Consider the following 11,398-nt stretch of genomic DNA (forward strand, 5'->3'; position numbering starts at 1 on the left):
GCCAGAAGCAGACCTTGTATACAGCGCAGACACGTGCTCTGTGTGTAGGTGTCTGCGCCAGGGAGCACCAGAGCACTCAGCCCGGTCTAGTCGATTCGTTGCCCGGACGCCCCACCGGTGTAAGGAGGCCGGGGTTACTCCTGGTCTGTGCACTTGGAACTGCTGTTTGTCGAGCCTGCAAACGGTTCATCATCTAGGGGAAGGCCCGATCTTATTGCCCCGCTCAAAGCACAATGATCCATATCAACAAATCAGCAATTAACCACTACAACAGTCTGTTGCAGACATCGCAATAAAAATGCCTTGTTGTTTCCAAGAATCACTTCTAGTTTCTTTTCGCCACTGAATGAAGCGACCACCTCCGATTCGACTTGCAAAAAGGAATTAGCAAAACATGAAGCTTGTACTTAATTTCGATGGTTCAGCCCTTACCGCAAACAATCTCCAGCAGGCAATCACAGCTGCGGGAGCCAACACAACCATCAATATCGACACTGCTCAGGCCGTCAACATAACCACGCTCCTCCAGGTCATCGGCATCGCGGGAAATACCAAGCGCCTGAACGCCACATTCAATGGAGCTCAGTTAACCTCAAGCAATCTGCAACAAGCAGTAAATGCATCCGGCAGCAACACCAATATCGCCGTCAATACCGCACAGGCAGTAAACATCAACACGCTGCTTTCCATAATATCGTCCGTGGGCACTACCAAACATTTCAGTGCGGATTTCAATGGCGCCCAACTCACCGCAAATAATCTGCAGCAGGCGGTAACCGCCGCGCAATCAGGCACAAGCATCAGTGTGAACACGGCTCAAGCGGCGAATATTACCGCCCTTCTCGAGGCGATAAATGCTGCGGGCAGCAGCAAGGCATTTAGTGCAAACTTCAACGGAGCCCAGCTCACTGGCACAAACTTGCAGCAAGCTCTTACCGCCGCCGGCACAAATACTTCGATTGGCGTAAATACCGCCCAAGCAATCAACATCACAACTTTTCTACAGTTGCTCAGCATCGCTGGAAATACCAAGAAATTCAGCGCCGATTTCAATGGCGCTCAACTGACTTCGAACAACCTCCAGCAAGCCGTCAGCGCGGCAGGAACCGACTCGAGCATCAGCGTCAACACCGCCCAGGCGGCGAACATCACGGCCCTTCTTCAAGCCATACAAAATGCGGGCAACAATAAAAACTTCAGCGCCGACTTCAATGGCGCGCAGTTGACGGCAGATAACCTGCAGCAAGCGCTGACTGCCGCGGGCACTAAGACAAAAATCAGTGTTAACACTGCTCAAGCAGTGAACATCAACACCATGCTTCAACTTCTCTCTATTGCCGGGATCAGCAAACTCTTCAGCGCCGCGTTCAACGGTGCGCAATTAACGGCAAACAATCTTCAACAAGCCGTCAGCAACGCTGGGGCGAACACGACGATCATTGTCACAAGCGCTCAAAGCGCCCCAATCGCTACGCTGCTGGATGTCATCGGCACTGCGGGCTAATGCTCCTTCGCAGGTACTCACTGAGTACCTGCGCTCTCCATCAATTCATTCGAGTACGAATTTCAACCAATCTACCGTCGACAAAGCGCAGGTATTGATATGCCCCATTGCTAGGGCCATAAACCCAATTTTCAATTGTTGCAGCGCCTTTTGCTACGTAACCGTTAGCGTCGACAGCAGGCCCCACAACCTGACGCTGCGCTGGCTGGCCACACTTTCTAATCACATCAACTATCAATTCGCCTTCGCTTATCAAATTACTTCCGCAACGCATTGTGGCTGCTTGAGTAGATGTTGCAGAAAAAGTAAGCAAACCAAACAACAGACCAATGCAAAATTCCCTAAACCTCATAACGTACTCCTTGAGAAATAATCCGCCAGAAAATCGACCCGCCTTAAGACTACCACACCCTTGCACCCGAGCGTCATATACACACGTCAATATTGACACACATCTCGGAATGGCTGCTGACGAGTATAAGTCAGAGGCAACCAAGTACGCGTCGGCGTCTCCGCACCACCTCACATTACGGTGCATCGTGATGAGGTCTATCGGCGCATTCAGGCGGACCAGCGACACCCATCCTGAAACTCATCTCAGAGGCATTCTACAATGGGCCTGTTGCGCTTCTTACGTTTGCTATTTGTGCTGGTCAGCATTTTTGCCGGCACCACAGCAGTCGTAGCGCTGGTGATTTTGGCCGCGCGCTTTTGGCCACTGATGCTAGTCATCGTACTAACACTCGCCATATTTCATTTTGCATCTAGGAGGGCGCACGACTTCCAGCATTAATGGTCATAAGCAGGAGCCCACCGGGCTCCTGATACACTTTTATTTTTCCCCATTGGCGCATATGAATGGGCACAAACAAAAAAACCATTTTCCAGCGCGCCTTTCCTATAAAAAGCCGCACGCAACACAACCCCAAAAACCCACATCTAATAAATTTAATAAAAACACTAACCCTCATCACTACCGGCCAGCTCACAAAAACTTAAATAGTCAATTATCTGCACTTCCTTACCACTTACCCTAATCAACCCTAACTGCTGCAGCTTCGTAAAAGACCGGGAAACCGTTTCCATGGCCACCCCCAAATAATTCCCAATCTCTCCGCGGGACATACTTAAACGAAATGTATGCGCGTAATACCCTCTAGCTCGAAATCTAGCAGACAAACTCAGCAAAAATGTTGCAATTCTTTCCTCAGAAGACCTCTTAGAAAAGAGCAGCATCATCTGTTGGTCTTCCCAGATTTCCCGACTCATAAGTCGCATCAATTGACGCCGCAATTGAGGGATCGCTTCAGCCAATTCATCCAGGCGTTCGAATGGTATTTCGCAAACGGATGTAGGCTCGAGTACCTGAGCGGACATTGGATACTCTCCGCAATCCACTCCAGCCCAACCGAGAATCTCACCTGGCGATTGAAAACCTGTGACTTTTTCCACACCAGCGTCTGTAATACAGTACTTTTTTATCATGCCTGTGCGAATAACGAATATCGACCTAAATTCATCGCCTTGACGAAACAAGAACTCCCCTCGCCCTAATGGTCTGCTACGCCTAACCATTTCATCGAGAATATCAACCTCACTTACAGATAACGAAGACGGCAAACAATGACCTGCTAAAACACAGCTGCCACAGTGAATCTGGTGCCGCATAATTTTCCGATGAGGCCCGCCCATAAAGTTACTCTCAGAACCCGTTTTTCGCACCAAGCACAATCACATCGCGACCCAGAAACAGCACTTCGAAACATCTCTTTCTTCTATTGAAGCAACTAAAAACCAAGAGTTACCCCAATAGACTCTCGAACCTGAACAGCAATACACAACCCAATACAGCAACTCGATAAAAATTCAGGCTTGAATAAATTTAGATAGGCGTCAATACTCGAAGCAGTAAACACCAGTGCTAATGGTCGCGAACAACAACTCAACAAGCAACATCCCCAGATACGTCTAAGTTTGTCCGCAGACACCTAGGCCTTAGCAGGCTGTCGCGCAAATATCTAACGCAAACTTCAAAACCGCCCACCGCAAAATACGAAGACAAATACTATCGACAAATAGCCAATTCTTACCTAAAGGTAGGAAAGCCAGCCTAGAGAAAAGTCCATAAGCCAAACGCCCTAGGGCTAATCTAGAGTCAGCGCTTGCACGCCTTATGGAAGCGACCCACCGCCATGAATGCCAACAACTCAGCCGCCCTTTCGATGTGGGAAGGGCAGTGCGTCAAGTAGTACTCGGCTAAGCGTTTCGGTAGGGCATGAGCAAAAGGCTCGCCATCCAAACTTCTTCGGATCACTGATCCTCAAGGACAAGAGTCCAAACAGTTCCGGTCCCAGGGGAGGCATCTCATTTTTCCTAGGACAATCAAACTAAAGCGTGGGTAAACCAAATGGGGGTGCCAGAATTGGCGCTACCGGTATCGACAGACGTGGTGCCGCCCCACCCGGAGCTGGATTCAAGAGTGGACCTTCAAGATGCAATCCTAGCGCTGCTGCTTGCTGCGAAAATTCACGGCACCGATAGCGCCATAAAGGCCACCGCAAAGCGGTGCGCCAAGCAACTTCCTCGCAGCAAGCGCGGAATACTCTTCAATATTGCGACCAGCTCCGCCCCATTGAAGCTAGTCCATCAGATCGCGGAGAATCTCGACTAGGTCGTCTCCCTAGGCATCCTCGAATGGGTGCGCGGACTCAGCAATTCTGAAGGCGCCATGGCCTCGCAGAGGCGATGCGGTTAGCAGCAGCTAATATCCCGCCACGCAGGCATTGATTGCTGCCGGCAGAGCTACAAGCTTTTTCCCGGTACTCACCTGACGCTCCAGCGGCACCAACCTCTCCTCCTTAGAGATTCGATTAGCATTCGCGCTGTCTGTCACAGAGGGGTTGAACCCTACTGTCTGCATTTGAACCAACGCTTCTCCGTCTGCCTTGACCTTCTGCTTAAGCTTTTTTTCGGCTTCGGCCATGTCGATGTAAGCCTGGCGCTGTTGATCCAACACTCCCTTGAAGTCAGCAGCCTTCACTGGCTCGCTCTGGATGGTCTGCAACCGAGTGATGAGGCTTTCCTTCACTTTTAATGTCGCCTGCACAATTGTCGCCGGCAGCTCACTAGCGGCCTGCTGCGTTTCTGCACTGCCTTGCTGAATCATTCCCCACTCCACTTCATCGTTATTAGTGGTAGAGACTTGACTTAGCATGCACTCTAGAGCCTTTCGTGCACCGACATAGGAGGCACTCTGGATGTTGTATTTGTAACGCTCACGGGCCGTCAACCCGAGGATCGACATACCAGCGCCAGTATTCATTAAGCCGGTCTGATCAGCCACCGCACCACCTACGGCAGCAATAGTCCCCAGCGTGGTGAAATCCCCGCTGGCCCAATCTCTCTTGCTGCTATCAGTGCTGTGCTTGTTGATGAGTACTCGTAGACCCTCCGCATTCTCCGATGCAAGCGACAACTGTTCGAACTTTGCGGGGTTTGGCGCCAACTGCGGGGGCGGATAATTGACGATCTCGTCTGGCGGGACGGGCCAACTATCCTCCATCAGTGACCTCGTACAGCCACTTAGAAATGACATCAGCAACGCGAGCAGTATCGGAAAGGCACTTCGGCGATCCATAGGTCCTCCATGACATGCGAAGTGGTAATCGCTCGAAAATAGACCAACCAGCCATGCTGTCAACGCGCCATCCCACCAATTGTTCTGTGCGAATGCGGCTGAACCACTTCCAGCGAGCGACTTTGCGTTTAGGACGGCCATTACCGACCTAGTGAGGTGAGTACACAGGCTCCTGCGCGCAGGATTTTTGGGGACTGAAGTAGAGTGTCGGCTACTTGCTATACCCCACTAGAACTATGGGGCGTGCTGACCAACGCCCTGAATCGACGGTATTGGGAAAGCAACCCTTCGGGCTAAATCATCGCAGGGCCCCGCCCACCACCTGGCTCTTGCTGACAGCCAACTTCTAACGCGAAATCAGATAGGCTGCTCGCTTTAGGGCAGCCCATCTGGCTGTGGCCAGTTCTGCCTAGGGGCAGCAATCGGTCATCGAGTGACTACAAAAGCCGTGGCGACTCAAGCGCCCTTCTGCCGTCGGCTTTCTTGTCGCCTTCGTAGAACTCGACCACGTCGTCACAGAAGTGGAGATATGCGAAACTTGACGACTAGCCGATAAGGCGGACAACCATGCACGGGACGGAGATGGAATCAAGCCACATGGGAAAGAACCAGACTGAGCCGGCTTACAGAGACTTCCCACGATTCAAGTTTCCTGGGTTCGGTTCGGAGGGTACGTGCTTCCTACGGGTCTGGGTACGACCAAGCGGGTTGGTTGTCCTCTGTAGCCAGCTCCTCGATTACTACGGTACGTCAGTGACCAACGCCGTGGAGCAAATCCTTGTGAAGGCTATCGAGCGATTGCAAGAAGAGGTGGGGTTGGATCATCTTGCTGCTCCTAAGCGTTGGTGGCAATTTCGAGCTGACCACAAAGGTTTTATTAGCCAAGTCGTGCGTAGTACGGTGTGGATTGAACACTACCCGCCTGGAGCTGGGCTGCATCCCGAGGGTTCCTTTGCCTTGGTGGCGTTTGACAACAGTCTGCATCCAGTTTGGAACTACGTATCCAAAGAGACGGCGGCATCAGAATGTGGTGTAGACGCAGCACACCTTAAAATTGATACGCAGCTCCTGAAATATGTATCGTAGACGCCTCATCCATCATGGGCCGCGCCTGATCAATATCTTGCACTCCCAGCTCCCGCACCATGTTATCTGTGAAAACGGTCTTGTGGGCGGTGTGCATGACGCGCATCAAGCAGAAGCGTCAGTGCAGCAATTGATCGTCAAACTGCTCACACCTCACATGCCCTCCCCTCTATTGATAAGGAATAACAAGAAGGTGCTCGAGCACCCAACACTTGGCGGCTGCATTCCCGATGTGATCGTTGATCGAATTGGTGGCTCTCCTTGGGGACACTTCGAGTTGAAGACTCTGCTTGCCCAAGATAATTTGACTGAGGCAGCAGTCAAGCATGACTTGAGAAAGCTATGTGCCTATAAGTACGCTTATCCTGAAGCTGCGGCAGTTTTCATCCTCGTAGGCACTCGCAAAAGACTCTCGGATAAACACACGAAAGCACACTGGGAAAAAGCTGGAATTAGTGCCGAAGCGTCGGCATTCAGCACAGCCCAATTGCGACCTCAGAAACTGTTAGATTCGAATTATATTGCGATTCCTTGCGGATGGTCTGGGAGCGCTAACGAAGTGATGACCCTAACGTGGGAGATACAACCCGCTAGCAAGGTTCGCATTCAATCGGACACGTACAGCTTTTTGGCATGTATGGCTGGCCCTTGATCATCAGAGCTAGTCCAAGAAGTTGCTGTCGAGTGGTCAAGCGATTGATTGCTTCGGCAGGAGCCATCCCTACGCAGATGAATGCCTCCGCCTAGCCGGCGCCAGTCCCTCGCGACTGGCGCCTAAGCCAAGTTGCTACAGGCCACAGTGACAGGAATTGATAGCGGCCTTCCGCAGCGCTAGTCTCCGCCAAGGCCGAACATCACGAGTCAACGGAGCTGCCAAAGATCACATAGCTGAGACCGTGATATCATTATGCCACTGAGACTGGATGAAGACATATGCACACACTGAAAGGCACTGTTCGCAAGAATCACAAAACAGGGTTTGTATTTGCAGATATAAATAACGACCTTGGTGATTGGTGCTCTGACTTTGATAGCCAGTCGAAAATAGTAAAGATGGCTTATGGGTACGCGAGACGAATTGCTGTTGACGCACTCTATGCTCAAGGGCTTGTGAAAAATGATGTTCGTGAACATGTATTCATGATTTTTAAGTCTCTGCAAATGCAAACTGGCCAGACAGTCGAATTTCAAGAGGCGGCATATGCACAAGCCATTGAGTATATCAAAGGATACATCTGGCAGTTCACTTCAAGCTTTGCTAAAAGCCTCAGCGCTTACGCCACAGCTAAAGTGCCACAGGCGATGATGGCGGACGCTGATCTTTTTGCTGATGTCATCGATTTTTCATATAGAGAACAGATCCAAGCACAAATGGAGAGTGCAGAACTAATAGATAAGAGTGCGAGTCAACATATCTTGGTGAACAACCCATCTTTTAACCAGGCCTGCGAAGGCATCGATAAGGATGTATTTGACGATCTGCCGATCTACCACCCGGGGCGTGATGAAGCAGAGAAATATGCGAAAGAAAATGGCAAGGTAGTGTATCAAGATAGTAGTGGCTATTTCACAGCCAATGAAGGTTACGTTCCCCCTGCAGAATTCAAGCTTGAAGATGATGATATTGAGTTCTGATGAAATACGAACTTTATGAATAAAGTAGCAGTGAAGCCCCCCAGCAAATATCGGGGTGGGTAGGCCCAGGCTTCATAGAGAGGCCCGAGCGTCAGAAATAGGACGGGAGAGACAGGTCATAAAGGCTGCTACTGGCCGGTTTAGGCCATCCACGAACGACCGATTGCTGCCTTTGGCCAGCGGCAGATTCCCCCCCATTGCAGTCAGTCGGCGTCGACAGAACTGGCCGGGCGCATCCAGCCAGGACAGGCGGCTTTCGACACTCATGGTGCCTTGAGATACTCCTTGAGGCCTTGTTCTAATCTTCCAATAGTTTCCGCGGCAACGGCTATGGCTTCAGTGGGCGTCACATGCTCGGCCAACATGAGACGTCTTTTATCCGAAGTAGCGCGTTTCTTAAGTCCTTTGAATTCAGACTCAAAGTAATTGCGCAATTCAGCTTCAGAGCAAGTAGATGGATCGAACGCGCCTTTCACCCAGACGAGCTTCACATTGAACTTTTGAGCTGTAGTCGTTGAAATCTTATTTAGTCGATACATATCAACGTAAATCGCCCAATGGTCCTCCCGTTCAATTCCCTGGGCAGACGGAGGCTTTATGGAAAACCAATAACCACCTTCCTCAATACAATCCACAGATAACAACGGCATTGCTTTTTTTAGCTTCGGCAATAGGCTGGAAACACCTTTAATGCTTATTAGCTTTTGACAGACCACTTTGTGTTGGGCTAAGAAGAGGGTCAATTCACCTTCATGCCCCTCCAGCGTTGATGAAACCCAGCGATCCATTGCGGTTCCGCTAAGCTTACGAAGGCACTCTATAACTGCCGGATGAGAAATTACTAAATCCGCCATTATTTCGGATATCTCTTTTCTCGCTGGATCTTCCCAATTTGTGACACTTTGACAGTAGGCCGCAAGCATCTGCGCAGCTTGATTTCCCCGGGTAAGGTTGTGCCGTGCTCGATTGGCCGATAGTTCTAGCCATTGATAATCCATTAAAGTCCAACGCTTACCCAATGCATCAAGCTGTTCTTCTGTGTAAGACTCCAAGTCTTTGTCTAGCACAATGAAAGCGAGGTGATAGTCAGAGAATATCTTTCGAGAATACAACTGAGACCTTACTGCGACCACATATTTTTCGAGCTGAGCGGAATTAAGCGACGCCTTCACCTTATTTTCAATAGCAATGAGAATTTTATTCTGTGGATCTACCAAAAATAAGTCAAGCCTGCCATTGGCGGTGCCGTCGTCCACTTTTATACTTAACTCGCGCGTCACAAACGCGGCGCCGAAACTAGTGGTTCTAATTCGCCCAGGCGTCCACTCGGCGAAGAATTTCTTATTATCATAAGTACATCCCTCGCTAGCTGCGTATGCGCTTTCGAGAAAGTCACGTATCAGTGCATCGCCTTGTGCATGGCCTTCATTCGGATTCATGCACCATGCAAGCATGCTCGAATTTTGATTTTCGCCGAGCTTAACAATATCGAAAATATTGTTAGAAATCTTATTTAGTTCAATTAGCTCAAGGAGCTGCGGATCTCTCAGAAAGCTGTATAGTTCATGTGCATCCATACCGGATCCTGTGTTTTCGGTTTGCCGATGAGGCGAGTCAACTTCATAACTTTCTTAACAATATCATATTACCATTGTGCCGGCCCGCGCTCGATACGGGTTTCGGCACGCAGCTTTTATCCGACCGCTGAAGAACGCGAAAGGCTGCAGTCGGCCGGCAGCTTTCTATTGTGAGAAGTAACCATTGGTTTACTCTGCAGGGTCCGTTAGTGGAGAGATGTTTATCGACTAACTACGAAAATATTGCGATCCAGATCCACCCCTTGCTGTACCTGCAATTTGATCAGGATACCCTCTATTCCGGAGCGATTGCCTAATTTCATCAGGCCGTAATTTCTTCGTCAAAAGCACACCAATCTTGCGCAGGGTTATTCTGCTCTGTAATTCTCTTTTTAAGCGCCTGCCTGTCTTGTTCCCGTATTCTTCAGTCACACCCGTCGATCAAGCTATCTAAGCATGCAGGCTTGGTATTAAGCAGAGACGACTGCAATGTTCAGGGTGCCTTCCAATATGCAGAAGCAGACAAGTCCAAAGGCATCGATTTAAGTGCAAAAAATGCAAAACTCTTTGAACACTCAGCCCTATCGACGAAGGAATTAGCCCGGCGAATGGAGTCAAAACTCCTTGCTGCTGTCAGCTTGAGTGTTCAAGCCTACGTTATCAAACTCGCAGACACGGATAGTCTCAAAACATGCTCTGACATTTTCAAAGCCTGCATTGAAAACTTTCAGAAGAGAGTCGCCCCTCGAAACCCACAGACAGCATCAGGAGCTGGATCATTGATAGCGAAATGAAGACGGGCGACGTTGAGTGTTAAAAGTAAATTCGGCCGTCCTCAGCCCCTCTGATAACAACCATTCCGTTAGCTTTCATTGCCCAGCCAAAATGGCTATTACGAAGATATCGAGATGATCAAATATAATTTGCTTAATTCAGCATTGACTAGTAAGCGAGAGCTCCAAATTGTCATACCTTGAGCTTAATCGCGTGACAACGAGCGAAACAAATCAAGCGAAAAACTTCGCCACCGTCTTCGAAACCGTTAGGGCCTTTTTGGGGAATTCAAAAACGTAGCGTCGAACCCCTTCTGAGATCACTATGTATCGTTGACGATCGAAATCAATATGCAGTTTAAGCTGTGCCAAATAACCGTATTTCTTAGAAAAGCGATCCTCTAGCTCTGTGAGATAATCGACTTCATTACTGAAAACCAACCAAACTTCTAACGCAACATTTTTGATTTCGGCTTCACCGTCCGTCAGACTAATTAAATGGGTGCGCTGGTGTCCCGCCATGTGTCCAGCAGGTTTCAGTATATTCATGTGCCGGGTCGGGTCGGTGACCATACGCCTCTCGTAGAAGCTGCTTCCAGCGCCGTCATCCGCCGTTTTAAACAGTTGACCTGGCCAACTGTCCTCAGCTATAGCATAAAAGTCCTCGATTCGATAAATGTCCCGATGCCCGCCGAAATGGATCGCGAAGAATTTATCATCCTTGAATATGCCGTAGACTAGCTCGTCGTTAGTCCCTACCCCACGCCTGGTTGTTAAATGGATGTGATGGATGTTGCTGCAATACAACAGAAAATCAGCTTTCGACCAGTTCGTATGATCCTTGCTCAAATAGGCCGAGAGGTCATCTCCTTGCTCTATTTTCGCACGCAGAGCATTCCAAGTTCTGGCGTATTCAGGAGGAACATCGAAGGTCGCAGCGATTTCGACCTGGCGAGGTCTTGCCGACACCTTCTTGTTCAAGATCGACGCGTAAACTATTGGGGCTATCCCTCTTGCAGTTCCCTCGACCACCTCTAGATCCAAGCCGAATTCGGCGATTAATTTCTGCTCGTAGATTTTGATGTAGTCCTCGACCAGCAGGACCTTGTTGTAGAGCATCATGCTCGCTCTCCAATGCACTCGTTACCCAGCCCCAACTGTCGAGCAAGTCGAGAGATCGGACGAG

At 49.6% G+C, this 11,398-nt stretch carries 10 protein-coding genes and 1 pseudogene; 6 read left to right on the forward strand and 5 right to left on the reverse strand.

Going from position 1 to position 11,398, the window contains the following annotated elements:
• The first annotated feature begins 394 nt into the window (after positions 1-394).
• On the forward strand, positions 395-1,504 hold the full coding sequence (locus N5C91_RS31410) for a hypothetical protein (protein WP_279834383.1): 1,110 nt from the start codon (positions 395-397) through the stop codon (positions 1,502-1,504).
• Positions 1,505-1,544: 40 nt separating this feature from the next.
• Here N5C91_RS31410 and N5C91_RS31415 read toward each other — a convergent pair whose 3' ends face one another.
• Entirely contained in the window at positions 1,545-1,856 is a 312-nt protein-coding gene (locus N5C91_RS31415) for a DUF2845 domain-containing protein (protein WP_279834385.1), read from the reverse strand.
• Positions 1,857-1,997: 141 nt separating this feature from the next.
• On the opposite strand from N5C91_RS31415, the pseudogene N5C91_RS31420 reads away from it, so the two are divergent.
• Positions 1,998-2,093, forward strand: a pseudogene (locus tag N5C91_RS31420) (carbon storage regulator); the annotation flags it as partial.
• A 371-nt stretch (positions 2,094-2,464) separates the two neighbouring features.
• Here the strand turns inward: N5C91_RS31420 and fnr are convergent.
• Entirely contained in the window at positions 2,465-3,196 is a 732-nt protein-coding gene (gene fnr, locus N5C91_RS31425) for a fumarate/nitrate reduction transcriptional regulator Fnr (RefSeq protein WP_279834387.1), read from the reverse strand.
• A 787-nt stretch (positions 3,197-3,983) separates the two neighbouring features.
• Here fnr and N5C91_RS31430 point away from each other — a divergent pair.
• A complete protein-coding gene (locus N5C91_RS31430; protein ID WP_279834389.1) occupies positions 3,984-4,175 on the forward strand; it encodes a hypothetical protein in 192 nt (63 codons plus the stop codon).
• A 90-nt stretch (positions 4,176-4,265) separates the two neighbouring features.
• Here N5C91_RS31430 and N5C91_RS31435 read toward each other — a convergent pair whose 3' ends face one another.
• Positions 4,266-5,141, reverse strand: a complete 876-nt coding sequence (locus tag N5C91_RS31435) for a hypothetical protein (RefSeq protein WP_279834391.1) — start codon at positions 5,139-5,141, stop codon at positions 4,266-4,268.
• 753 nt (positions 5,142-5,894) lie between these two features.
• On the opposite strand from N5C91_RS31435, the gene N5C91_RS31440 reads away from it, so the two are divergent.
• From N5C91_RS31440 to N5C91_RS31450, 3 genes are all read left to right on the forward strand, one after another.
• Positions 5,895-6,227: a hypothetical protein gene (locus tag N5C91_RS31440; RefSeq protein WP_279834393.1), complete on the forward strand. Its 333-nt coding sequence runs from the start codon at positions 5,895-5,897 to the stop codon at positions 6,225-6,227.
• A gap of 37 nt (positions 6,228-6,264) precedes the next feature.
• Positions 6,265-6,879, forward strand: coding sequence for a hypothetical protein (locus N5C91_RS31445; RefSeq protein ID WP_279834395.1), 615 nt, complete (start codon positions 6,265-6,267; stop codon positions 6,877-6,879).
• A gap of 281 nt (positions 6,880-7,160) precedes the next feature.
• Complete coding sequence (locus N5C91_RS31450) at positions 7,161-7,862, forward strand: hypothetical protein (protein WP_279834397.1); 702 nt, start codon at positions 7,161-7,163, stop codon at positions 7,860-7,862.
• 263 nt (positions 7,863-8,125) lie between these two features.
• On the opposite strand, the gene N5C91_RS31455 is transcribed toward N5C91_RS31450, so the two are convergent.
• Together N5C91_RS31455 and N5C91_RS31460 are read right to left on the reverse strand one after the other, a co-directional pair.
• Positions 8,126-9,439, reverse strand: a complete 1,314-nt coding sequence (locus N5C91_RS31455; protein WP_279834399.1) for a PD-(D/E)XK nuclease family protein — start codon at positions 9,437-9,439, stop codon at positions 8,126-8,128.
• Between the two features lie 1,007 nt (positions 9,440-10,446).
• Positions 10,447-11,334: a hypothetical protein gene (locus N5C91_RS31460; RefSeq protein ID WP_279834401.1), complete on the reverse strand. Its 888-nt coding sequence runs from the start codon at positions 11,332-11,334 to the stop codon at positions 10,447-10,449.
• Between the last annotated feature and the right edge of the window lie 64 nt (positions 11,335-11,398).

The organism is Pseudomonas sp. GD03903, from assembly GCF_029840045.1.
Classification (GTDB): domain Bacteria; phylum Pseudomonadota; class Gammaproteobacteria; order Pseudomonadales; family Pseudomonadaceae; genus Pseudomonas; species Pseudomonas pseudonitroreducens.